The organism is Phytobacter sp. MRY16-398, assembly GCF_003925915.1.
In the GTDB taxonomy this organism is placed as follows: Bacteria; Pseudomonadota; Gammaproteobacteria; order Enterobacterales; family Enterobacteriaceae; genus Phytobacter; species Phytobacter diazotrophicus.
On sequence record NZ_AP018756.1, the window covers coordinates 4,181,236 to 4,205,847 of the forward strand.

General features: G+C 55.2%; 22 protein-coding genes. 8 read left to right on the forward strand and 14 right to left on the reverse strand.

Annotated elements, in window-relative coordinates; translation table 11 throughout:
• Position 1: 1 nt before the first annotated feature.
• The 5 genes from sucA to sdhC form a co-directional block, all read right to left on the reverse strand.
• On the reverse strand, positions 2-2,809 hold the full coding sequence (sucA, locus tag MRY16398_RS20585; protein ID WP_041852079.1) for a 2-oxoglutarate dehydrogenase E1 component: 2,808 nt from the start codon (positions 2,807-2,809) through the stop codon (positions 2-4).
• Between the two features lie 273 nt (positions 2,810-3,082).
• Positions 3,083-3,799: a succinate dehydrogenase iron-sulfur subunit SdhB gene (sdhB, locus tag MRY16398_RS20590; RefSeq protein ID WP_041852080.1), complete on the reverse strand. Its 717-nt coding sequence runs from the start codon at positions 3,797-3,799 to the stop codon at positions 3,083-3,085.
• Between the two features lie 15 nt (positions 3,800-3,814).
• Positions 3,815-5,581 (reverse strand): succinate dehydrogenase flavoprotein subunit, encoded by a 1,767-nt coding sequence (gene sdhA, locus MRY16398_RS20595; protein ID WP_041852081.1) that lies wholly within the window; start codon positions 5,579-5,581, stop codon positions 3,815-3,817.
• Positions 5,581-5,928: a succinate dehydrogenase membrane anchor subunit gene (sdhD, locus tag MRY16398_RS20600; RefSeq protein ID WP_041852082.1), complete on the reverse strand. Its 348-nt coding sequence runs from the start codon at positions 5,926-5,928 to the stop codon at positions 5,581-5,583. Before sdhD ends, sdhA begins: the two co-directional genes overlap by 1 nt.
• Entirely contained in the window at positions 5,922-6,326 is a 405-nt protein-coding gene (gene sdhC, locus MRY16398_RS20605; RefSeq protein WP_047371241.1) for a succinate dehydrogenase cytochrome b556 subunit, read from the reverse strand. Before sdhC ends, sdhD begins: the two co-directional genes overlap by 7 nt.
• 274 nt (positions 6,327-6,600) lie before the next feature.
• Here sdhC and MRY16398_RS31460 point away from each other — a divergent pair, with 274 nt between their 5' ends.
• Together MRY16398_RS31460 and MRY16398_RS20615 are read left to right on the forward strand one after the other, a co-directional pair.
• Positions 6,601-6,783 (forward strand): hypothetical protein, encoded by a 183-nt coding sequence (locus MRY16398_RS31460; protein ID WP_075203577.1) that lies wholly within the window; start codon positions 6,601-6,603, stop codon positions 6,781-6,783.
• Positions 6,784-6,963: 180 nt separating this feature from the next.
• A complete protein-coding gene (locus MRY16398_RS20615; RefSeq protein ID WP_041852084.1) occupies positions 6,964-8,250 on the forward strand; it encodes a citrate synthase in 1,287 nt (428 codons plus the stop codon).
• Positions 8,251-8,348: 98 nt separating this feature from the next.
• Here the strand turns inward: MRY16398_RS20615 and nei are convergent, their stop codons facing one another.
• The 7 genes from nei to MRY16398_RS20650 form a co-directional block, all read right to left on the reverse strand.
• A complete protein-coding gene (gene nei, locus MRY16398_RS20620; protein ID WP_125125094.1) occupies positions 8,349-9,140 on the reverse strand; it encodes an endonuclease VIII in 792 nt (263 codons plus the stop codon).
• A gap of 12 nt (positions 9,141-9,152) precedes the next feature.
• On the reverse strand, positions 9,153-9,893 hold the full coding sequence (pxpA, locus tag MRY16398_RS20625; protein ID WP_125125095.1) for a 5-oxoprolinase subunit PxpA: 741 nt from the start codon (positions 9,891-9,893) through the stop codon (positions 9,153-9,155).
• Positions 9,883-10,815: a 5-oxoprolinase subunit PxpC gene (gene pxpC, locus MRY16398_RS20630; protein ID WP_041852087.1), complete on the reverse strand. Its 933-nt coding sequence runs from the start codon at positions 10,813-10,815 to the stop codon at positions 9,883-9,885. Before pxpC ends, pxpA begins: the two co-directional genes overlap by 11 nt.
• Entirely contained in the window at positions 10,809-11,465 is a 657-nt protein-coding gene (gene pxpB / locus MRY16398_RS20635; protein ID WP_041852088.1) for a 5-oxoprolinase subunit PxpB, read from the reverse strand. The genes pxpC and pxpB overlap by 7 nt, the downstream gene beginning before the upstream one ends.
• Before the next feature lie 11 nt (positions 11,466-11,476).
• Positions 11,477-12,226 (reverse strand): type 2 GTP cyclohydrolase I, encoded by a 750-nt coding sequence (locus MRY16398_RS20640; RefSeq protein WP_079498361.1) that lies wholly within the window; start codon positions 12,224-12,226, stop codon positions 11,477-11,479.
• An 11-nt stretch (positions 12,227-12,237) separates the two neighbouring features.
• Positions 12,238-13,656, reverse strand: a complete 1,419-nt coding sequence (phrB, locus tag MRY16398_RS20645; RefSeq protein WP_125125096.1) for a deoxyribodipyrimidine photo-lyase — start codon at positions 13,654-13,656, stop codon at positions 12,238-12,240.
• Between the two features lie 283 nt (positions 13,657-13,939).
• Positions 13,940-14,146, reverse strand: coding sequence for a YbfA family protein (locus MRY16398_RS20650; RefSeq protein ID WP_041852092.1), 207 nt, complete (start codon positions 14,144-14,146; stop codon positions 13,940-13,942).
• 344 nt (positions 14,147-14,490) lie between these two features.
• On the opposite strand from MRY16398_RS20650, the gene kdpF reads away from it, so the two are divergent.
• The 6 genes from kdpF to kdpE are packed head-to-tail and all read left to right on the forward strand — an operon-like array spanning position 14,491 to position 22,282.
• Positions 14,491-14,580 carry a K(+)-transporting ATPase subunit F gene (kdpF, locus tag MRY16398_RS20655; RefSeq protein ID WP_041852093.1) on the forward strand — a complete coding sequence of 30 codons (90 nt, stop codon included), beginning with the start codon at positions 14,491-14,493 and terminating at the stop codon, positions 14,578-14,580.
• Positions 14,580-16,259 carry a potassium-transporting ATPase subunit KdpA gene (gene kdpA, locus MRY16398_RS20660; RefSeq protein ID WP_108701794.1) on the forward strand — a complete coding sequence of 560 codons (1,680 nt, stop codon included), beginning with the start codon at positions 14,580-14,582 and terminating at the stop codon, positions 16,257-16,259. Before kdpF ends, kdpA begins: the two co-directional genes overlap by 1 nt.
• 17 nt (positions 16,260-16,276) lie before the next feature.
• Positions 16,277-18,325, forward strand: coding sequence for a potassium-transporting ATPase subunit KdpB (kdpB, locus tag MRY16398_RS20665; RefSeq protein WP_125125097.1), 2,049 nt, complete (start codon positions 16,277-16,279; stop codon positions 18,323-18,325).
• Between the two features lie 13 nt (positions 18,326-18,338).
• Positions 18,339-18,917: a potassium-transporting ATPase subunit KdpC gene (gene kdpC / locus MRY16398_RS20670; RefSeq protein WP_125125098.1), complete on the forward strand. Its 579-nt coding sequence runs from the start codon at positions 18,339-18,341 to the stop codon at positions 18,915-18,917.
• Between the two features lie 3 nt (positions 18,918-18,920).
• A complete protein-coding gene (kdpD, locus tag MRY16398_RS20675; RefSeq protein WP_107223646.1) occupies positions 18,921-21,608 on the forward strand; it encodes a two-component system sensor histidine kinase KdpD in 2,688 nt (895 codons plus the stop codon).
• Positions 21,605-22,282 carry a two-component system response regulator KdpE gene (gene kdpE, locus MRY16398_RS20680; RefSeq protein WP_079498367.1) on the forward strand — a complete coding sequence of 226 codons (678 nt, stop codon included), beginning with the start codon at positions 21,605-21,607 and terminating at the stop codon, positions 22,280-22,282. Before kdpD ends, kdpE begins: the two co-directional genes overlap by 4 nt.
• A gap of 35 nt (positions 22,283-22,317) precedes the next feature.
• Here the strand turns inward: kdpE and pgm are convergent, their stop codons facing one another.
• Together pgm and seqA are read right to left on the reverse strand one after the other, a co-directional pair.
• Entirely contained in the window at positions 22,318-23,958 is a 1,641-nt protein-coding gene (gene pgm / locus MRY16398_RS20685; protein ID WP_041852099.1) for a phosphoglucomutase (alpha-D-glucose-1,6-bisphosphate-dependent), read from the reverse strand.
• A 24-nt stretch (positions 23,959-23,982) separates the two neighbouring features.
• Positions 23,983-24,531: a replication initiation negative regulator SeqA gene (gene seqA, locus MRY16398_RS20690; protein ID WP_071193854.1), complete on the reverse strand. Its 549-nt coding sequence runs from the start codon at positions 24,529-24,531 to the stop codon at positions 23,983-23,985.
• Positions 24,532-24,612: the final 81 nt, after the last annotated feature.

Sequence of the window (24,612 nt, forward strand, 5' to 3'; positions counted from 1 at the left end):
ATTAATCGACGTTCAGCGCGTCATTGACCAGAGCTTGTTGCTGTTTCTGGTGAACGGACAGATATCCTACCGCTGGCGAAGCGGAGGCCGGGCGACCTGCATATTGCAGGGCTGCCCCAAACGGAATCACTTCTCGCAGATGATGCTGGCTGCAGTACCATGCGCCCTGGTTGAGCGGCTCTTCCTGGCACCAGACAAAATCCTGTACATGCGCATATGGTTTCAGCGCTTCCTGCACCGACTGGTGCGGGAACGGATACAACTGCTCAATCCTGACAATGGCGACGTCTTTCTGATCGTTCTTACGACGCTGTTCAAGCAGGTCATAATAAACCTTACCAGAACACAGAACGACGCGCTTAACCCCTTTCGGATCAAGGGCGTCTATCTCACCGATCGCGGGCATAAAGGTGCCATTCGCCAGTTCATCGAGACTGGAGACCGCCAGCGGGTGGCGCAGCAGCGATTTCGGCGACATGACAACCAGCGGACGGCGCATCCCGCGCAGCGCCTGACGACGCAGCATGTGGTAAACCTGTGCCGGGGTTGACGGTACACAGACCTGCATGTTTTGTTCAGCGCACAACTGCAGATAACGCTCCAGACGCGCGGAGGAGTGCTCCGGACCCTGGCCTTCGTAACCGTGCGGCAGCAGCATCACCAGACCACACATACGGCCCCATTTCTGCTCGCCGGAACTGATGAACTGGTCGATAACCACCTGAGCGCCGTTGGCAAAGTCACCGAACTGCGCTTCCCAGATGGTCAGGGTACGCGGCTCTGCGGTGGCGTAACCGTACTCAAACGCCAGAACCGCTTCCTCAGACAGAACGGAGTCCCAGACTTTGAACGGCCCCTGGCTATTGTGGACGTGATGCAGCGGCGTATAGGTTGAACCGTTGGCCTGATTATGGATAACCGCGTGACGATGGAAGAACGTGCCGCGACCAGAATCTTCACCGGACAGACGGACGGAGATGCCTTCGTCAACCAGAGTCGCATAGGCCAGGTTTTCCGCGCCGCCCCAGTCGAACAGTTTCTCGCCCGACGCCATTGCCTGACGGTCGTTGTAAATTTTTGCAACGCGGGCCTGCATTTCGATGGATTCCGGCACCGTACTGATGCGTTTGGCCAGTTCCTGCAGGCGCTTCATTTCGACCTTGTTCGGGTAGCTCTCATCCCATTCGTGGTTGAGGTACGGCGACCAGGTAAAAGAGTGCATGTTCATCGGACGCCACTCTTTCACGACACACTCGCCGGCATCCAGTGCGTCACGGTAGAGGTTCACCAGTTCGGTCGCGTCTTCCAACGTCGCAACACCGTCATGCTCCAGCTTGTCAGCATAGATTTTGCGCGGGGTCGGATGCTTTTTGATTTTCTGGTACATCAGCGGCTGAGTTGCGCTCGGCTCGTCGGCTTCGTTATGGCCATGACGGCGATAGCAGACCAGGTCGATGAACACATCGCGTTTGAAGGTATTGCGGAAGTCCAGCGCCACACGGGTAACGAAAGCGACGGCTTCCGGGTCATCCGCGTTAACGTGGAAAATCGGCGCCTGCACCATTTTACCGATATCGGTACAGTATGGCGTGGAGCGCGCATCAAGCGGGTTGGAGGTGGTGAAGCCCACCTGGTTGTTGATAACGATACGCACGGTACCGCCCACTTCATAACCACGCGCTTTAGACATGTTCAGGGTTTCCTGAACCACGCCCTGACCTGTAACGGCAGCGTCACCGTGAATCGTGATCGGCAGAACTTTGTTGCTGCTCGGCTCATCCAGGCGGTCAAGACGTGCACGCACGGACCCCATTACTACCGGGCTGACGATTTCAAGGTGCGACGGGTTAAACGCCAGCGCCAGGTGCACAAGCCCCCCCTCGGTTTCGATATCGGACGAGAAACCCATATGGTATTTCACGTCACCCGTACCGAGGTGCTCTTTATGTTTACCCGCAAATTCGTCAAACAGATCCTGCGGTTTTTTACCCAGCACGTTAATGAGCACGTTCAGACGACCGCGGTGCGCCATACCCAGCACCACTTCGCGCGTGCCGCTTTTACCGGCATGGCGAATCATCTCTTTGAGCATCGGCACCAGTGCATCGCCGCCTTCCAGCGAGAAGCGTTTCGCGCCGGGGAATTTCGCGCCCAGATAACGCTCCATCCCTTCTGCCGCCGTCAGTTCGCTGAGGAAACGTTTTTTCTCATCAGCGGTAAAGGAGGCTTTGCCAGCAACGGATTCAATACGCTGTTGGATCCAGCGTTTTTCTTCGGTGCTGGTAATGTGCATATATTCAGCACCGATAGAGCCGCAGTAGGTTTGTTTCAGGGCTGCGATCAAATCGCCAAGCTGCATCGTGTCTTTGCCGATGGCAAAAGAACCTACGTTGAACGTCTCCTGGAAGTCTGCCTCGGTCAGGTCATGGAATGACGGGTCGAGGTCTGCGACGCGCTCTTGTTGCCATAGTCCCAGCGGATCGAGATTGGCCTGCTGGTGACCGCGGAAACGATAAGCGTTAATGAGCTGCAGGACTTTTACCTGCTTCGCATTGGTGTCAGGGTCAGAAATGGAGGAAGAGTAACGTGAGGCATCCTTCGCCAGACGACGGAAATAATCACGTGTTTTGGAATGGAATTGATCCGGTTTCACTCCGGTGCCTGGTAACTCTTCAAACATGGAACGCCATGTCGCATCTACCGAGTCAGGATCGGTTAAGAAGTCTTCATAGAGCTGTTCTATCCAGCTCTGGTTCGAACCAGAGAGGTAAGAAGAGTCCAGCCAGGCTTTCAAAGCGCTGTTCTGCATCGTGATCCCTTAAGCATTGTTATGCTTACTTCGCCGTGGATAACTACAACGCGCGCGGCAGGGCGCACACGTCCCGGGGTTCACTTGCGAGCTCTTCTCTTTGTTGGCCCGCGAAGGAACCTTTAAAAACTGTCTGAATATTTTCCCTCACCCCTGCCCTCTCCCGGAGGGAGAGGGGGAAGAACGTGCGGCAGTTTTTAAAGGTCTCCTGCAATCTATTCCCTCTCCCCTTAGGGGAGAGGGTTAGGGTGAGGGGAAAAGCGCCCCTCTGAATTACGCACTACGTTGCAACAACATCGACTTAATATGACCGATGGCGCGCGTCGGGTTCAGTCCCTTCGGACAGACACTGACGCAGTTCATAATGCTATGGCAGCGGAATACGCTGAAAGCATCACTCAGCCCTTCCAGGCGGTTATCGGTCTCGGTATCACGACTGTCAATCAGGAAGCGATACGCGGCCAGCAGACCGGCTGGGCCGATAAACTTATCCGGATTCCACCAGAACGACGGACAGGACGTGGAGCAGCATGCACAAAGGATACATTCGTACAGCCCATCGAGTTTTTCACGCTGTTCGGGCATCTGCAGATGCTCACGCGCAGGTGGATTTTGCCCATTATTCAATAAGTAAGGCTTAATCTTCTCATATTGGGCATAGAATTGTCCCATGTCCACAACCAAATCACGGATTACCGGCAGCCCCGGCAGTGGGCGAATCACAATCTTCTGCTTACCGTTGCCCAGCGCCGACAGCGGCGTAATACACGCCAGACCGTTTTTCCCGTTCATGTTGAGGCCGTCTGAACCGCATACCCCTTCGCGACAGGAGCGACGGAAAGAGAGACTCGGGTCTTTTTCTTTTAGCTGCATCAACGCATCGAGCAGCATCATGTCACGACCTTCTTCCCCTTCCAGGGTGTAATCCTGCATGCGCGGAGCGTCGTCAACATCCGGGTTATAGCGATAAATTGAAAACTCGAATTTCATTTTCCTGTCTCCGCATTAGTAAGTACGAATCTTCGGCGGGAAAGCCGGACGCAGTTTCGGTTCCATGTTGACGCTACGGCGCGTCATGGATTCCGTCTCTGGCAGATACAGGGAATGGCACAGCCAGTTTTCATCATCACGCTCCGGGAAGTCGAAGCGGCTATGCGCGCCACGGCTCTCGGTACGGAAGTTGGCAGATACCGCCGTCGCGTACGCGGTTTCCATCAGGTTATCCAGCTCCAGGCACTCAACACGCTGGGTGTTAAATTCACTGGAGGTGTCATCCAGACGGGCATTTTTCAGGCGTTCGCGAATGACTTTCAGTTGCTCAAGACCTTTCGCCATCGCGTCGCCTTCACGGAAGACCGAGAAGTTATGTTGCATACATTCCTGCAACGCTTTACGAATGGTCACCGGATCTTCACCTGAACGGTTGTTGTTCCAACGGTTGAGACGCTCCAGCGAACCTTCAATGTCAGATTCACTCGCATCGCGCAGTACGCCCTGCTCAGCGATAGACTCTTGCAGATGCAGACCTGCCGCACGACCAAAGACCACAAGGTCAAGCAGGGAGTTGCCGCCCAGACGGTTGGCACCGTGCACCGATACGCAGGCAATTTCGCCCACTGCGAACAGGCCTGGGATCACCACATCTTCGCCCTGTGCGTTCACCGTCAGCGCCTGACCGGTCACTTTGGTCGGGATCCCGCCCATCATATAGTGACAAGTTGGGATCACCGGGATCGGCTCTTTTACAGGATCGACGTGCGCAAAAGTACGGGACAGCTCCAGAATGCCAGGCAAACGCGACTCCAGCACCTCTTTACCGAGGTGGTCGAGTTTCAGTTTGGCGTGTGGTCCCCACGGACCGTCACAGCCACGACCTTCACGGATTTCGATCATGATGGAACGTGCCACCACATCACGACCCGCCAGGTCTTTTGCGTTCGGCGCATAGCGCTCCATGAAACGCTCACCATGTTTGTTTAAGAGATAGCCGCCTTCACCGCGGCAACCTTCGGTGACCAGCACCCCCGCCCCGGCGATACCGGTCGGGTGGAACTGCCACATTTCCATATCCTGCACCGGCACACCGGCACGCAGCGCCATCCCGACACCGTCGCCGGTATTGATGTGCGCGTTGGTGGTGGACTGGTAAATACGACCCGCGCCGCCCGTTGCCAGTACGGTCGCACGGGCTTTGAAGTAAACCACTTCACCGGTTTCAATGCACAGCGCGGTACAACCGACGACTGCACCATCCTGGTTTTTCACCAGATCCAGCGCGTACCACTCGGAAAAAATAGTAGTGTGGTTTTTAAGGTTTTGCTGATAAAGCGTATGTAATAACGCGTGCCCGGTACGGTCAGCCGCCGCTGCGGTACGTGCAGCCTGCTCGCCACCGAAATTTTTTGACTGACCGCCGAACGGACGCTGGTAGATGCGGCCGTCATCGAGACGCGAAAACGGCAGGCCCATATGTTCCAGTTCCAGAATGGCTTCCGGACCGGTTTTACACATATATTCAATGGCATCCTGGTCGCCGATGTAATCGGAACCTTTTACCGTATCGTACATGTGCCATTCCCAGTTATCTTCGTGGGTATTGCCCAGCGCTACCGTAATGCCGCCCTGAGCGGATACAGTGTGAGAACGGGTTGGAAAAACTTTAGAAAGCAGCGCACAGGTCTGGCCGCTTTGGGAAATTTGTAACGCCGCGCGCATACCTGCGCCGCCTGCGCCAATAACGACAGCATCAAATTCTCTGACTGGCAGTTTCATCACACACCCCACACCACAACGAATCCATAAATAACGTAAGCCGCGAGTGCAACGACAATAGCCAGTTGCAGAATCAGGCGCACAGCCAGCGGTTTAACGTAGTCGGTCAACACCTGCCACATGCCAATCCAGGCATGAATCAAAATGGAGAACAGTGCCAGCAGGGTGAAGACTTTCGTGAAGGCGGATGAGAAGAAGCCTGTCCAGACTTGCCAGGTAATATCGCCAGTGATAGCGAAAAAACCGACCATATAGATGATATAGAGCGTCAGGACGATTGCGGTAGCACGGACCAGAATGAAGTCATGTACGCCGTTGCGTCCTAATGCGGAGGCGTTGCTTACCATACGAGGACTCCTGCGAGAAGTGAAAGCACGACAGTAATTGCAAATGACACGTTGGCGGAACGTTTTCCTGCCTCAAAAGTTTCTTCCAGCCAGCCAAAATCCATCAGCATGTGGCGAATACCGCCAACCGCATGGTAAGCCAGTGCAGTCAGAATGCCCCACAAAATGAATTTAACAAAAAAACCACTCATAATAGCGGAGGCAGACTGGAAGCCTTCTTCGGATGACAGCGACAGGCCCAGTAACCACAGCAGGATACCGACCGCCACAAAGGTGATGACGCCGGAAACGCGGTGAAGAATGGACGCTATTGCCGTAACAGGAAACCGGATCGTTGCGAGATCCAGATTAACAGGTCTTTGTTTTTTCACATTTTTTATCATGAATAACGCCCACATGCTGTTCTTATAGTTTCCTTCCTCCGGTCTGCTTGCGGGTCAGACAGCGTCCTTTTCTATAACTGCGCGTAATGCAAAATTTCAGCTTCCAGATGCGAAACGACAGGTTACAACGCTGGGTGGCTCGGGATTGCAGGGTATTCCGGAGACCTGGCGGCAGTATAGGTCGTTCACAAAATCATTACAATTATCCTACATATAGTTTGTCGGGTTTTATGCTGAACAGTGATCATGGTCACGATAACAACATTATTTTAAAATTTAATCATCTGATTTGACAAAAGTTAAACATTCTTGTTACAAACTTCATCAGAAGAGAGATATAATTCGCAAAAGTTATGGGGTCTATCTTTCACCTGCAAATAAGTTATGCAACAGTGTGATGAAGTTGACCGAATTAATCAGGACAGTTATTAGTGATAGCAGGTTTGACAAAATCCGACTGCTAAGAACCTGATTTGTTGCTGTTTTGACTGTACTTTCAATGTGTACCTGCTAGCGCCCATCGCTCTGTACCCTGGTTTTTCCTCTCATCAGAGCAGCGAGCCAAATAATAATCTGGTAGCGTTAAAAGGCAGTTTGAATGCAAATCCGGTAACAGGTAGTCTTAAGCAATAAGGCGCTAAGGAGACCGTAAATGGCTGATAAAAAAGCAAACATCACCTATAATGGTGACGCTGCTATTGAACTGGATGTGCTAAAGGGCACGCTCGGTCAGGATGTTATTGATATCCGTAGTCTCGGTTCAAAAGGTGTATTCACTTTTGACCCAGGTTTCACCTCTACCGCATCATGCGAATCCAAAATCACCTTCATTGATGGCGACGAAGGTATCCTGTTGCATCGTGGTTTCCCGATCGACCAACTGGCCACCGATTCCAACTATCTCGAAGTCTGCTATATCCTGCTGTACGGCGAAAAACCGACGCAAGAGCAATACGATGAGTTCAAACTCACCGTCACTCGACACACAATGATTCACGAGCAGATTACCCGTCTGTTCCATGGCTTCCGTCGTGACTCTCATCCGATGGCGGTTCTGTGCGGCGTCACCGGCGCGCTGGCGGCGTTCTACCATGACTCTCTGGATGTGAACAATCCGCGTCACCGTGAGATTGCAGCCTTCCGCCTGCTGTCCAAAATGCCGACTGTGGCAGCGATGTGTTACAAATATTCTATCGGTCAGCCTTTCGTTTATCCGCGTAACGACCTCTCCTACGCTGGTAACTTCCTGCATATGATGTTCGCCACTCCGTGCGAAAGCTATGAAGTGAACCCGGTGCTGGAACGTGCAATGGACCGCATCCTGATCCTGCACGCTGACCATGAGCAGAACGCCTCGACTTCCACCGTCCGTACCGCAGGCTCCTCGGGTGCGAACCCGTTTGCCTGTATCGCCGCGGGTATTGCTTCCCTGTGGGGGCCGGCGCACGGCGGCGCGAACGAAGCCGCGCTGAAAATGCTCGAAGAGATCAGCACCGTTAAACACATTCCGGAATTCCTGCGTCGCGCCAAAGATAAGAACGATTCGTTCCGTCTGATGGGCTTCGGTCACCGTGTCTACAAGAACTATGACCCGCGCGCGACCGTTATGCGTGAAACCTGCCATGAAGTATTGCGTGAGCTGGGTACCAAAGACGATCTGCTGGAAGTGGCAATGGAACTTGAGCATATCGCGCTCAACGACCCGTACTTCATCGAGCGTAAGCTGTACCCGAACGTGGACTTCTACTCCGGTATCATCCTTAAAGCGATGGGCATTCCGTCTTCCATGTTTACCGTTATCTTCGCGATGGCGCGTACCGTGGGCTGGATTGCACACTGGAACGAAATGCACGATGACGGCATTAAAATTGCCCGTCCGCGTCAGCTATACACCGGTTATGAAAAACGCGATTTCAAAACCGATCTCGAAAAGCACTAAGCTGCTGATAGTAAAAAACCCGCTGCGGCGGGTTTTTTATTGGCTGCCGTCTGGCGGCAAAGAATTAACGCCAAAACCAGTGGCCCGGCTAAGCAGAATTACTTCTGACACCCCGGACACCCATAAAACGGACGCGAAGAGAGCGTCGATTTTTCGATTATCCCCCTGCAGCGCTCGCAGACCTGCCCGGCCCGGTGAAAAACGTTAAAGCGAAATAGCGCCCCGTGATGGTGGTTTTCATCCACCCTGCCGCGCGTCTGGTAGGAAAGGCGCGGAATGTCGAGCAGCGCCTGGGCCAGCGTGTCGAGCTGGGCTTCATTGAGATCAATCGCTTTATGCTGCGGCGCAAGGGCGGCATGCCACAGGATTTCCACGCGCAAGTAGTTCCCCAGTCCGGCGAGAAACGCCTGATCAAGCAGCAAACCGGAAAACTGGCGACGACAAAACCGGGGAGATAATAACCGCGATTTGACCTGTTCGACGGTCAGTGACATATCCAGCACATCCGGTCCTACGCGCTGTAAAAAAGGATGAACAGCCAGTTCGTCGGCGGTCAGTATCTCGATGTCAGAGGCGCTATAGAGCAAAATGGCTTTGTCTTTCGCCGCCAGCCGTACACGCAGCACGCGGTTGGTTTCTGTCACCTCTCCCACTTCAACCACCCGCCAGACGCCGTACAACTGGTTGTGGCTGTACATCGTCATGCCATTGGAAAAGTGGGTCAGCAACGCTTTACCCCGGGTTTCAATGCGTTCAACGCACTCGCCAACCAGTGTCGGCGCGAAAGAGTGAAGATGGGGAAAGGCAAACCAGACATCCGTGAGCGGTTTACCTTTGATGGCCGCTTCAAGACTGTCTGCTGCACGGCGAATTTCAGGACCTTCTGGCATTACAACATCCTTTTAATTTTCTGCGCTCACGACAATACCAGACCGATCGAATGCTTCACGCAGGCGACGGGCAAATGCCAGCGCATGTTCACCGTCGCCATGCAGGCAGACGGTTTGCGCACGCAGCGCAACATCACGCCCGTTGATGCTTTTAACATTACCGGATAAGACCATCCCCAGCGTTTGCGTCAGCGCGGCCTCGTCATCGGTAATCAGTGCCCCCGGCTGTGAACGTGGCACCAGCGTGCCATCGTCCAGATAACCGCGATCGGCAAACACTTCCTCGCGCGTGGTAAGTTGAAGGTGTTTTGCGGCGCGAATAAGCTCACTGCCCGCAAGACCGACCAGAATCAACGCCGGGTCACAGTCGCGCACCGCGCGGGCGATAGCTTCCGCCAGCATGGGATCGACGGCGGCCTGGTTATACAGCATGCCGTGCGGTTTGACATGAACCATACGCCCCCCTTCGGCACGCACAATCGCCGCCAGTGCGCCGCACTGGTAAAGCGTCTGCGCGTAGACGGTCTGTGGGGGTAATTGCATCGCCGTGCGGCCAAAATTCTCCCGGTCAGGGAAGCTCGGGTGTGCCCCCACCGCCACGCCATTTTTCAACGCCTCCTGCACACATTCGCGCATGGTTTGCGCATCGCCCGCATGAAAGCCACAGGCGATATTCGCTGAGGAGACCAGTTTCAGGAGCGCGGCATCATTGCCGCACCCTTCCCCCAGATCGGCGTTTAAATCAATTTTCATTACGCAGCCGCCACGACAGTTGTTCCAGGTAACGTTGCTGATCCTGGCGCGCTGCCAGCGCCTCTTCCAGTGTACAGGGGACAAAATGGATAGGATGCCCAAGAGGGATCTGCGCCAGATGGTACATGTCGGCCTCGATAATGCAGGCGATCCGCGGGTAACCACCCGTTGTCTGAGCATCATTCATTAACACGATGGGTTGCCCATTCGGCGGCACCTGTACCACGCCGGGTAACAGCCCGTGCGACACCAGCTCGCGATCGGTGGCACGTATTAACTTATGGCCCTGCAAACGGTATCCCATACGGTTACTTTGCGGGTCGAGATGCCATGGCACGCGCCAGAAGGCCTCCTGCGAGTGCTGATCAAACTCCCGATACTCCGGGCCTGGCAGTGCGCGAATGCGGTTGCCCCAAAGCAACTGCTTCACCCCTTGTGGCCCCTTAAAGTTCTGCGTAACAGCCCGCAACGGGATTTCGTCGCCATCACGCAGCAAACGGCCTTCCAGCCCACCTAGCCCGGTTTTTAAATCCGTACTGCAGGAGCCCAGGACTTCCGGCACGTTCAGTCCACCGGCCACGGCCAGATAACTGCGCATGCCGTGCTGCGGCCGTTTCAGTACCAGCTTTTGCCCAGCCTGGACCGGGTAGCGCCAGCCCGTCCAGACAGCTTTGCCGTCAAGTTTGGCTTCACACCCCGCGCCCGTCAGCGCAAACCACGTCGCTTCGTTAAACTGCACTTCACACTGGCCGAGCGTTATCTCAAGGCCTGGGGCATCGCCGTCGTTACCGACCAGCGCGTTGGCGATGTGCAGCGCCGGGCCATCCAGCGCGCCACAATAGCTGACGCCGGATTGCCGCAGCCCCACACGTTTACCTGCCTGGATTGTGGTGTAGATACCCGCACGAAGAATTTTTAGCATATGCCCTCCTTACGCGGGATAAACCGCAGTGTGTCACCGGGGCGAAGCAATACAGGTTCTGAAAGCGACGGGTTAAACAGCGGCAGTTCGGTGCGGCCAATCAGGTTCCAGCCGCCCGGCGTTTCGAGCGGATAGATCCCCGTTTGCGCCCCGCCAATGGCAACAGATCCGACAGGCACACGCACGCGAGGTTCGGCGCGACGCGGCGTGGCGAGGTTTTCGGGCAGACCGCCCAGATACGGGAAGCCCGGCTGGAATCCTAAAAACCACACCACATAATCAATGGAAGAGTGCAACTCAACGACCTGTTTCTGCGTCAGCCCGGTATGGCGCGCCACATCAGGCAGATCCGGCCCGGCTTCGCCGCCATAAATGACCGGGATATCGATTATGCGCGATTCAGGCTCCAGCGCTTCGCTCTCTTCCCACCAGCGCTGTAAACGCTCAATGGCATCCAGCGCCAGGGTTTGCGGATCGCGCAATACCACAGTGATGTTATTCATTCCAGGAATAGCTTCAACCACATCGGGCACATCCGCCAGACGCTGCGTTAAGCGCCAGATACGTTTTTGCGTCGCCAATGTGACGGGAGGCTCCAGCTCCAGCACCACCGCCGTTTCACCTAACAGATAACAACGTGCTCTCTGCACTGTCCCGCTCCTTATGCCGGATTCGGAATATCAATAAATGTCACGTCCAGATCGGTATTCTCCGTCAGCCATTCGCTCAGTGCACGAATACCGCCGCGCTCGGTGGCATGATGACCTGCCGCGTAAAAATGCAGGTTCTGCTCACGCGCCGAGTGAATAGTTTGCTCAGAGACTTCTCCGGTAATAAACGCGTCAACGCCAAAACGGGCAGCGTTATCGATAAAGCCTTGACCACCGCCGGTGCACCAGGCGACGCGCTTAATCAGCTCGGGCCCGGTATCACCGCTCCACAGTGGCCTGCGCCCAAGACGCGCTTCAATCCAGGATGCCAGTTCCAGCCCCGGTACCGGCATTGCCAGTTCGCCCCACGGCAGCAGCGCATCACCGTCAACGGTGCCCATCACCGTGATCCCCAGCAGCGAGGCCAACTGGACGTTATTGCCCAGCTCCGGGTGCGCATCCAGCGGCAGATGCCAGCCGTAGAGGTTGATATCATTCGCCAGCAGCGTTTTCAGGCGATTGCGCTTCATGCCACGAATGATCGCCGGTTCGTTTTTCCAGAAATAACCATGGTGCACAATCACCGCGTCGGCTTCCTGGCGTACCGCTTCATCAAGCAATGCCTGGCTTGCCGTTACACCGGTGATGATTTTTTTGACGGTTTCGCGTCCCTCAACCTGTAGGCCATTCGGACCGTAATCGCTGAACGCCGCACTGTTGAGTTTTTCGTTGATCAGTTTTTCCAGTTCGGTATTTTTCATCGTCACTCTCTTTACGGTTTACGGGCGGCTTCATAGGCCGCAAGCGTCGCAGCCCGTGCCTGTTTGTGTTCCACTATCGGGCGCGGATAATTCAGAGAAATGCCTCTTTTATCCGCCCATGTCCAGGGATCGTGAATCGCCTTACCCGGCACAGCAGCAAGTTCAGGGATCCACCGCCGAATAAATTCGCCATCGCTATCAAACCGTTCCCCCTGAGTCGTAGGGTTAAAAATACGGAAATAAGGTGCGGCATCTGTCCCTGTCGACGCCGCCCACTGCCAGCCGCCGTTATTCGCAGCCAGGTCACCATCGACAAGTTGCGTCATAAAATAACGCTCGCCCAAACGCCAGTCGAGCAAGAGATCTTTGACCAGAAAGCTGGCAACGATCATCCGCAAGCGGTTATGCATCCAGCCAGTGCTCTTCAACTGGCGCATGGCCGCATCCACAATCGGATAACCCGTTCTCCCCTCCTCCCAGGCGCGAAGCTGCTCCGGATGGTCTTTCCATTGCACCTTATCCGTCCACGAAATGAAAGGACGATGCTTACATAAATCAGGATGATAAGTCATCAAATGGCGATAAAACTCCCGCCAGATCAGCTCGTTTAACCATACGGATCCAGCGCCGCCGTTCAAGGCATCGGGCTGCTCGGCCAGCAGACGATGCAAACATTGTCGCGGCGAAAGAACCCCTAACGCTAGGCAGGCAGAAAGGCGGCTGGTGCCTTCAATTGCAGGAAAATCCCGCTGTTGCTCGTAAGCGGCGGCGTGCTGCTGGCAAAAAGCGCGCAGGCGTTGAATTGCCGTTTTTTCATCCACCGCAAACAGGGTTGAATCAAATTCTTCTTGCGGATAATCAAACGTCAATGTCGCAAGCGGCCCGTCTAATGCGCCCCCCGTCCGTACATCTGGTGCGCCAACGCATGCGGGTAGCTCATCTTTCAGCCGCCGCAAAAAGGCGTTTTTATAGGGTGTAAAGACTTTGTACATTTCATGATTGCCGGTCACAACGCTGCCTGGCGCCAGCATTACGCTGTCATCAAATCCCTGGCAGGCGACATCGACAAGCGCCTTTTCCACCGCCGCGTCACGCTGGCGTTCGTTCACTTCGTACTGGTAGTTATAGAAAAGATGGCTGACCTTTTCTTCAGCGCACACCGCCGCCACAGTATCAACACTGGCGGCAAAATCGTCTACTTCCCGGTAAATTAACGGAATGCCTCTCTCCGCCAGTGCCTGCTGGAGCGCGTTGAGGTGAGTGGCGAGAAATGCAGCCTGCCGTGGGGCCATCGCATGTTTTTTCCACTGTCCCGGCGTGGCAATAAACAGGGCTTTGACACTGGCGTCGCGATGACTGCAGGCGGCAGCGAGGGCATAATTATCATGTACGCGCAAATCCGCGCGAAACCAGACCAGATGGGTGGTCATAACTCTCCAGGTAACAGATATCCGTCAGAAAATGTCGATAGTGTGTTAAAGGAAGGTTGCGAGTGCAAGCAGAGCTTACGCCTCAAAACAACAGCGTGGGTTAAGTGTAGCGGGTGAATGTAACGCGCCAGCAGGATGACGCACATAATCTGACGAATGAACATGCATCGCCCTGCACAGGATTCACGACTTTCACCGATGGGTTGCGGCTCCTGTAAAGATAAAAAAAAACCGCTACGTCAAAAACGTAGCGGTTTTTTTATTGCTGAGTGTAATCAATTGATCAATAAAAATCGCAGGTCACTTTTTCGGCCTGAGCCATCCAAACCGGTTTATCGCTGGTTTTAGCCCAGACGCGATGCAGATAGCTGTAAAAACGTGCGCGGTCTTTCCAGAACATCATTACCGGCAATGCCAGTACGCCAGCCAGCACGGCGAAAATGCGACGCATCAGGACGATATGAACTGGAAATGTTTTATATACGGTCATAATTCTCTCCCCTTTGTTGGCCGGTAACATTCACCGGAAAAATGTTCCCCCATGACAGAGATCCTTGACGGATCCTGTGGGGCGCATCTGAATCTGGTTAAAATAGTACCGTTTTGTTTGTAATTTTACTACTCATCCGACCACTTTTTTTTGCCATTTCTGGCGTTATTTACATTCACGCCGTAATTAAGTTACATAAAAGTTAAATTAATACTAACCATTAGTTAAAATATGGTTTTATCCATTTTTATATTTTTTTTATACCCGCCCGGCTGATTTTTGCGAAATCTTTGCACACAAAATCCTACCCTCACTGCAATCCCTAAAACACCTGGAGGTGGATTGTGAGTGCAGGCGTCGTAACCGGCATCGTGCTGGTTTTCCTGTTGTTGGGCTATCTGGTCTATGCCCTGATTAACGCGGAGGCTTTCTGATGGCAGCCCAGGCGTTTTTACTGATTGCCAGCTTTTTACTGGTCCTGTTTATTCTTGCTCGCCCGCTCGGGACGTTACTGGCGAAGATGATCGTCGGCGCTTCCCTTCCTGGCGTATCCACTCTGGAAACCGGTCTATGGCGGATGATGGGGATTGATTCCCGCGAAATGGGCTGGTTCCAGTATCTGATGGCAATATTGTGGCTCAACATTTTCGGGCTGGTACTGTTGTTCGTCATGCTGATGTTGCAGGGCATCCTGCCTTTTAACCCGCAACAGTTCCCTGGCTTGTCATGGCATCTGGCGCTGAACACCGCCGTGAGTTTCGTGACCAACACCAACTGGCAATCCTATTCGGGTGAAACCACTCTGAGTTATTTCAGCCAGATGGTGGGGCTCACGGTACAAAACTTCCTCTCCGCCGCTACCGGTATTGCGGTCATTTTCGCCCTGATCCGCGCATTTTCTCGCCATAGCGTGACGACGCTCGGAAATGCCTGGGTCGATTTAACCCGCATTACCCTGTGGGTGCTGCTGCCACTGTCGTTGGTCCTTGCGCTGATCTTTATTCAACAAGGCGCTCTGCAAAACGTTCTGCCCTATCAGCCTTTTACCTCCATTGAAGGGGCAAAACAGCTATTACCGATGGGGCCTGTTGCCTCGCAGGAAGCCATTAAAATGCTGGGAACCAATGGCGGCGGCTTCTTTAATGCCAACTCCTCGCACCCGTTTGAAAACCCTACGGCGTTAACCAACTTCCTGCAGATGCTGGCAATCTTTTTAATCCCGGCGGCGCTGTGCTTCGCCTTTGGTGATGCTGTCAGCGATCGCCGCCAGGGACACGCCATTTTGTGGGCGATGTCGATAATCTTCGTCATTTGCGTTGCCGTGGTCATGTGGGCCGAATGGCAGGGTAATCCGCACTTCCTGACATTAGGCGGTGATAGCGCCATCAATATGGAAGGGAAAGAGAGCCGCTTCGGCATTCTTGCCAGTAGCCTTTTTGCGGTCATCACCACATCCGCCTCCTGCGGTGCCGTTAACGCCATGCATGACTCCTTTACCGCGCTGGGCGGGATGGTGCCCATGTGGCTGATGCAAATCGGCGAGGTGGTATTTGGCGGCGTGGGCTCCGGCTTGTACGGCATGTTGTTGTTTGTATTGCTGGCGGTGTTTATTGCCGGGCTGATGATTGGCCGTACCCCGGAATACCTCGGCAAAAAGATCGATGTGCGCGAAATGAAAATGACCGCGCTGGCGATCCTCGTCACCCCTGCCCTTGTGTTGATTGGCACCGCGCTGGCAATGATGACCGAGGCGGGACGCAGCGGCATGCTCAACCCGGGTATCCACGGTTTTAGCGAAGTGCTGTATGCCGTCTCCTCTGCTGCGAATAACAACGGCAGTGCCTTTGCTGGCCTGAGCGCGAATACGCCGTTCTGGAACTGCCTGCTGGCGTTCTGCATGTTTATTGGTCGCTTCGGCATCATTGTGCCGGTCATGGCAATTGCCGGGTCGCTGGTCAACAAGAAAATCCAGCCCGCCAGTACCGGGACGCTTCCGACGCACGGCGCGCTGTTTATCGGCCTGCTGATCGGTACCGTACTGCTCGTTGGTGCCCTGACCTTTATTCCTGCACTGGCCCTGGGTCCGGTGGCGGAATACCTCTCTTTACGCTGATTTGCGGAGTATTTGTCATGAGTCGCAAACAAATGGCCCTGCTCGAACCGACGCTGGTGCGTCAGGCGCTGATTGATTCCATTACCAAACTGAGCCCGCATATCCAGTGGCGCAATCCGGTTATGTTTATCGTCTGGATTGGCAGCGTGCTGACTACGCTGCTGGCGATTGCGATGGCGGGCGGGTATCTCGACGGCAGCGCCTCGTTTACCGGCGCGGTCAGTCTGTGGCTGTGGTTTACCGTACTGTTCGCCAACTTCGCAGAAGCGCTGGCGGAAGGTCGCAGTAAAGCGCAGGCCAACAGCCTGAAAGGAGTGAAGAAAACGGCCTTCGCCCGCAAATTACGCGCACCGCAGCATGATGCACAAATCGACCACATTCCCGCCGCTGATTTGCGTAAAGGTGACGTGGTGCTGGTGGAAGCGGGCGATATTATTCCCTGCGACGGGGAAGTCATTGAGGGCGGCGCGTCGGTGGATGAAAGCGCCATTACCGGGGAGTCCGCGCCAGTTATCCGCGAGTCCGGCGGCGATTTCGCCTCCGTGACGGGCGGTACGCGCATTCTCTCCGACTGGCTGGTGATTCAGTGTAGCGTTAACCCTGGCGAAACCTTCCTTGACCGGATGATTGCCATGGTGGAAGGCGCCCAGCGCCGTAAGACGCCCAATGAGATCGCGCTGACCATTCTGCTGGTGGCACTGACCATTGTCTTCCTACTGGCAACCGCCACCCTGTGGCCATTCTCGGTCTACGGCGGCACGCCGGTCAGCGTCACCGTTCTTGTGGCCCTGCTGGTCTGCCTGATCCCGACCACCATCGGCGGTTTGCTGTCGGCCATCGGCGTCGCCGGGATGAGCCGTATGCTCGGCGCCAATGTGATTGCCACCAGCGGGCGTGCCGTAGAAGCCGCAGGTGATGTCGACGTACTGCTGCTGGATAAAACCGGCACCATCACACTCGGTAACCGCCAGGCCTCCGAATTCCTGCCTGCAAACGGCGTGGATGAAAAAACCCTGGCCGATGCTGCGCAACTCTCTTCGCTGGCGGATGAAACGCCGGAAGGCCGCAGCATTGTGATACTGGCAAAGCAGCGCTTTAACCTGCGTGAACGGGATGTACAAAGTCTGCAGGCGACGTTTGTCCCTTTTACCGCGCAGACCCGTATGAGTGGCATTAACGTGCAAGGGCGCATGATCCGCAAAGGCTCAGTGGATGCCATTCGTCGTCACATTGAGGCTAACAACGGTCAGTTCCCGGCCGATGTCGAGCAGCGTGTGGAACAGGTGGCGCGTCTCGGCGCCACACCGCTGGTAGTGGCGGAAGGGGCTCGTGTCCTGGGGGTGATTTCACTCAAGGATATCGTCAAAGGCGGCATCAAAGAGCGTTTCGCCCAACTGCGAAAAATGGGCATCAAGACGGTCATGATCACCGGGGATAACCGTCTTACTGCCGCCGCTATCGCCGCCGAAGCCGGGGTGGATGATTTCCTGGCCGAAGCAACCCCGGAAGCAAAACTGGCGCTGATTCGCCAGTATCAGTCAGAAGGCCGTCTGGTGGCGATGACCGGGGATGGCACTAACGACGCCCCGGCACTGGCGCAGGCGGATGTTGCGGTTGCCATGAACTCCGGGACACAGGCCGCGAAAGAGGCTGGCAACATGGTGGATCTGGACTCTAACCCCACCAAGCTAATTGAGGTGGTGCATATCGGCAAGCAGATGCTGATGACCCGTGGTTCGTTGACCACATTCAGCATCGCCAACGACGTGGCGAAATATTTTGCCATCATCCCCGCAGCCTTTGCCGCCACCTACCCGCAGCTCAATGCGCTGAATGTGATGCACCTTCACTCCCCGGCATCGGCCATTCTGAGTGCGGTTATTTTCAATGCCCTGATCATTGTCTTTTTGATCCCGCTGGCGTTGAAAGGGGTGAGCTACAAGCCGTTGACCGCCTCCGCCATGCTGCGCCGCAATCTGTGGGTTTATGGGTTGGGCGGACTGGTGGTGCCGTTTATCGGCATCAAGATTATTGACCTGTTGCTGACCCTGTTCGGCCTGGTGTAAGAGGGATAAAAAAATGGCTTTGATTCGTCCGGCATTTGTACTCTTAATTGTACTGACGTTGATTACCGGCGGGCTTTACCCGCTGGTTACTACGGCGCTGGGGCAGTGGTTATTTCAGACACAGGCCAACGGTTCGCTTATTCGTGAGGGAGACGATGGGGTTCGCGGCTCGCGCCTGATTGGGCAGAATTTCACCGCAGCGGGATATTTTCATGGCCGCCCTTCCGCCACCGCCGATGCGCCTTATAATCCGATGGCGTCCGGTGGGAGTAATCTGGCGGCCAGTAACCCGGAGCTGGATAAAGAAGTGGCTGCGCGCATTGCCCAGTTGCGTCAGGAAAACCCACAAGCTGATGCCCGTGTGCCGGTGGAACTGATAACAACATCGGCCAGCGGTCTGGACAACAATCTGACGCCGCAGGCTGTGGAATGGCAAATCCCGCGTGTTGCCCAGGCTCGCAATCTGCCCGCACAGACCGTTGCCCGGTTAGTAGAACAAAACACCACTCACCCGCTTTTCGATTTTATTGGCCAGCCGGTGGTGAATATCGTTGAACTGAATCTGGCGCTGGATGCGCTCAAGGATAAATAAGTCATGACAGACGAGCCTTTGCGCCCGGACCCCGACAGACTGCTGGAACATGCGGCGACGGATCATCGTGGCAAACTGAAAATCTTCTTCGGTGCCTGTGCTGGCGTAGGGAAGACGTTTGCTATGTTGCAGGAAGCACAGCGGCTACGGGCACAGGGGCTGGATATTCTGGTGGGCGTGGTGGAAACCCACGGGCGCAAGGAGACCGCCGCCCTGCTCAATGGGCTGGCGGTGTTGCCGCCAAGGCGTATTGCCCATCGCGCTCGCCTGATTCAGGAGTTTGACCTTGACGCCGCCCTTGCGCGGCGTCCGGCATTGATACTGATGGACGAGCTGGCGCACAGCAACGCGCCTGGCTCCCGTCACCCGAAACGCTGGCAGGATGTGGAAGAACTGCTGGAAGCGGGCATCGATGTGCTGACCACCGTGAATGTGCAACATCTGGAAAGTCTGAATGATGTGGTCAGTGGCGTCACCGGCGTACAGGTGCGCGAAACAGTACCCGACCCCTTCTTTGACGCTGCGGACGAAATTGTGCTGGTCGACCTTCCGCCCGACGATTTACGCCAGCGCCTGCACGAAGGCAAAGTCTATATTGGCGGTCAGGCCGAACGCGCTATCGAGCATTTCTTTCGCAAAGGCAATCTCATCGCCTTGCGTGAACTGGCCCTGCGCCGTACAGCCGACCGCGTTGACGACCAGATGCGCGCCTGGCGCGACCGTCTTGGGGATGAAAAAGTCTGGCATACGCGCGACGCGATCCTGCTTTGCGTCGGCCACGGTTCTGGTAACGAAAAACTTATCCGCACCGCAGCCCGTCTTGCGGCAAAACTGGGCAGCGTCTGGCACGCGGTGTATGTGGAAACCCCTGCCCTGCACCGTTTGCCCGAACAACAGCGTCGGGCGATCCTCGCCTCATTACACCTGGCGCAGGAGCTGGGCGCTGAAACCGCAACCCTCTCCGATCCGGCAGAAGATAAAGCCATATTGCGCTACGCGCGTGAGCATAACCTCGGCAAAATCCTTATTGGCAGACGCAATAAACGACGCTGGTTTGGCGCTGAATCCTTTGCGGACCGGCTGGCGCGCCGCGCGCCGGATCTCGATCTGGTGATCATTGCGCCGGATGACGCCCCCGTCACACTGCCATCCCGTCCCGGCGACAGCCGTCCATTTATGGAAAAATGGCGCGTCCAGTTAAAAGGCTGTCTGGTGGCCGTGGCTCTGTGCGCTGCCATTACACTGATTGCGATGCAGTGGCTGATAGCCTTTGACGCCGCCAACCTCGTGATGGTCTATCTGCTTGGCGTGGTGGTGGTCGCGCTGCTATATGGCCGCTGGCCGTCAGCATTTGCCACAGTGATCAATGTCGTCAGCTTTGATCTCTTTTTTATTGCGCCGCGCGGTACGCTGGCCGTTTCCGATGTGCAATATCTGCTGACGTTTGGCGTGATGCTGACGGTTGGCCTGGTGATCGGCAACCTCACCGCCGGTGTGCGCTATCAGGCGCGCGTCGCCCGCTACCGTGAACAGCGTACGCGCCATCTGTATGAGATGTCGAAAGCGCTGGCTACCGGGCGCAGTGAAGCCGATATTGCCACAACCAGCGAGGCGTTTATTCGCTCAACATTTGATGCCCGCAGTCAGGTCTTGCTGCCCGATCATTCGGGAAAACTGGTCGCCGTTACCCAGACACAGGGCATCAGCCCGTGGGATGATGCTATCGCTCGCTGGAGTTTTGATAAGGGGCAGCCGGCGGGCGCCGGTACCGATACCCTCCCCGGCGTGCCCTATCAGATTTTGCCATTAAAAAGCGCACAGAAAACACACGGTTTACTGATTGTGGAACCGGCAAACTTGCGCCTGCTGATGATCCCCGAACAGCAGCGTCTGCTGGAAACATTTACCTTGCTGGTGGCGAGCGCGCTGGAGCGCCAGGCGCTCGCCACCAGCGAAGAGCAGGCACGCCTTGCCAGTGAACGGGAAAGCATACGCAACTCCCTGCTGGCGGCACTCTCTCACGATCTGCGCACGCCGCTTACCGTGCTGTTTGGCCAGGCTGAAATCCTGACCCTGGACCTTGCCAGCGAAGGGTCAAAACACGCGCCTCAGGCCAGCGAAATTCGTCAGCATGTGCTCAATACCACCCGGCTTGTGAATAATCTGCTGGATATGGCGCGCATTCAGTCCGGCGGTTTTAATCTTAAAAAAGAGTGGCTGACGCTGGAAGAAGTGGTGGGAAGCGCGTTGAAAACCCTCGAACCCGGTCTCGGCGAGCGCCATATTGCGCTGAACCTCCCCGACCCGCTGATGCTGGTACACGTCGATGGGCCGTTGTTTGAACGCGTACTGATTAATTTGCTGGAAAATGCCGTTAAATACGCCGGGCATAATGCGAATATCGGTATCGATGCCCGACATGATGATTCGCGGCTGACACTTGAAGTGTGGGATAACGGGCCGGGTATTCCCGCCGGGCAGGAAGAGGCGATTTTTGCTAAATTTGCACGCGGCAGCAAAGAGTCGGCAATTCCCGGCGTGGGCTTAGGGCTGGCCATCTGCGAGGCGATTGTCGAGGTGCATGGCGGGACGATTTCTGCCGCCAACCGCCCGGAAGGGGGCGCCAGTTTTTATGTTACACTGCCGCTGGAACCGCCACCGCAACTGGATGAATTAGCCGAGGATTTGTGATTAACGTTCTCATCGTTGAAGATGAACAGGCCATACGTCGTTTTCTGCGTGCTGCGCTGGAAGCCGAGGGGTTGCGCGCCTGGGAAGCCGAAACATTGCAACGCGGCCTTATCGAAGCCGCAACGCGCAAACCGGACCTTGTGATCCTCGATTTAGGCCTGCCGGACGGTGATGGCATTGATTTCATCCGCGATCTGCGTCAGTGGAGCCAGATTCCGGTTATCGTGCTATCCGCGCGAACCGAAGAGAGCGACAAGATTGCCGCGCTGGATGCCGGGGCTGACGATTATCTGAGTAAACCCTTTGGTATCGGGGAATTGCAGGCGCGCCTGCGCGTAGCGCTGCGCCGCAATGCGGGTATGCAACAAAACGATCCCCTGGTGAGCTTTTCAGATATTCAGGTTGATCTCGCCAACCGCCGTATTATGCGGGCGGGTGAAGAGCTGCATCTTACTCCTATCGAGTTTCGTCTGCTGGCCGTGTTACTCAATAACCACGGTAAGGTGTTGACCCAACGCCAGTTGTTAAGCCAGGTCTGGGGACCAAACGCCGTTGAGCATAGTCACTATTTACGCATCTATATGGGCCATCTTCGTCAGAAGCTGGAAGCCGATCCTGCACGTCCCCGCCATTTATTGACAGAAACCGGCATTGGCTATCGATTTATGCTGTAGAAAAGAATCAGGCCCTGAACAGGGCCTGATGAGGATTACGCGTTTTTCAGCACTTCACTGACAATTTCTACCGCTTCTTTCTCAATCAGCTTACGGTGTTCTTCACCGAGGAAGCTTTCGCAGTAAATTTTGTAGGCGTCTTCTGTGCCTGACGGACGGGCGGCGAACCAGCCGTTGTCGGTCATCACTTTCAGACCACCGATAGACGCGCCGTTACCCGGTGCTGCCGTCAGACGTGCGGTGATGGGATCCCCCGCCAGCGTGCTGGCACTGACCATTTCCGGAGAGAGTTTGGACAATGCCGCTTTCTGTGCGGAGGTTGCGCTGGCACCCAGACGGTTGTAGCTCGGCGCGCCGAAACGTGCGGCCAGCTCATCGTAATGTTGCTGCGGGTTTTTACCCGTAACCGCGGTGATTTCCGCCGCCAGCAGGCACATGATGATACCGTCTTTATCGGTAGACCACGGCGTGCCGTCGAAACGCAGGAAGGAGGCCCCTGCACTCTCTTCGCCGCCGAAGCCGAAACTGCCGTCAAACAGACCGTCAACAAACCATTTAAAGCCGACCGGCACTTCCACCAGCTTACGCCCCAGGTCATTCACCACGCGGTCAATCATGGCAGAAGAGACCAGGGTTTTACCCACGGCGACATCTTTGCCCCACTGCGGACGATGCTGGAACAGGTAGTTAATCGCGACCGCCAGGTAGTGGTTCGGATTCATCAGCCCGGCTGGCGTCACGATACCGTGACGGTCATAGTCAGGGTCGTTGGCAAAGGCCAGGTCGAACTTGTCACGCAGCGCCAGCAAACCGGCCATAGCACACTCAGAGGAGCAGTCCATGCGGATCACGCCGTCTTTATCGAGGTGCATAAAGCGGAAGGTTTGATCAACCTGATCGTTAACGATAGTCAGGTCAAGCTTGTAGAACGCCGCAATACGTTTCCAGTATTCGATACCGGAACCGCCCAGCGGATCAACGCCCAGTTTCAGGCCCGCTTTTTGGATAGCCGCCATATCGACGATATCGGCCAGCCCTTCGATAAACGGCTGCACCAGATCCTGCTCTTTCACGTGACCGGATGCCAGTGCGGCATCCAGCGTAATGCGTTTCACACCTTTCAGGCCATCAGCCAGCAGCGCGTTCGCGCGATCTTCAACCACTTTGGTCACGTTGGTATCAGCCGGGCCACCGTTTGGCGGATTGTATTTGATACCGCCATCTTCCGGTGGGTTATGTGACGGGGTAATGACGATACCGTCAGCCTGCGCGCCACCTTTTTTATTGTGCACCAGAATAGCGTTGGACACCGCGGGGGTCGGCGTGAAGCCATTGTTTTCCTGCACAATCACATCAACGCCGTTCGCCGCCAGCACTTCCAGTACAGAGATAAAGGCAGGTTCAGACAGAGCGTGCGTGTCTTTACCGACATAGCACGGACCGGTAATACCGTTTTTGGCGCGCTCTTCGGCGATAGCCTGAGCAATTGCCAGAATGTGTTGTTCGTTAAAACTGTGACGCCCCGCGCTGCCGCGGTGACCTGACGTACCAAATTTTACCGCGTGCTCAGCATTGCCGATTTCTGGTTTCAGCACATAGTACTGCGCAGTAAGCTGGGCGACGTTAATCAAATCGCTCTGTTGCGCAGGTTGCCCCGCACGTTCGTGGTTAGCCATTGCCTGGTCCTTTTTATGCAAGGATTAAATTGTGCCGCAAACCTTTTCAATCAATTCCGCCGGGAATTGCATTGATTGCATGATGTGCTCCACCATGCTGCATTTACGACCCGTATTCGTGTTAGTGATAACCCAGTACGGGGTATCAGGCACCTGTTTTGGCTTCGTCTGATTGCCGTTTTGCAACAGGGTATGTTCATCCGCCGCGAAGTATACGCGGGTGCGCCCATGCAGAGACTCAGTGGATTCTGCAAAAGCTTTTTTATCTAATGAGTAAAGTGTAGACAGCACCAGCATAAAGCGATTAACGGCCTTTTTCTGTTCTGCATACTCGTCAGAGAGCAGCAGTTCACGCACCGCGCGGACTTTATCTTTTGCCGTATTAGCCGGTTTCACTTCTTCAACCGTAACAGGTGCAGGGGTTTCTTTCGCGAGTTGAACAGCGGCAGCTGGCTGCGAAGCGGCGGAAAACTTCAACATGCGCCGTAAAATGTCGGATGCGCTCTCGCCAATGTGCTTTGTATGGCTGGCAATATAACTGTAGAGCTCATCATCAACTTCGATCGTTTTCATCTTAATCCAGTGCAGTGTCTATTCTGAATACAAGTTATTGAGATTATAAAGTCAAATCCCAACAGCGGATAGCGTCAAACC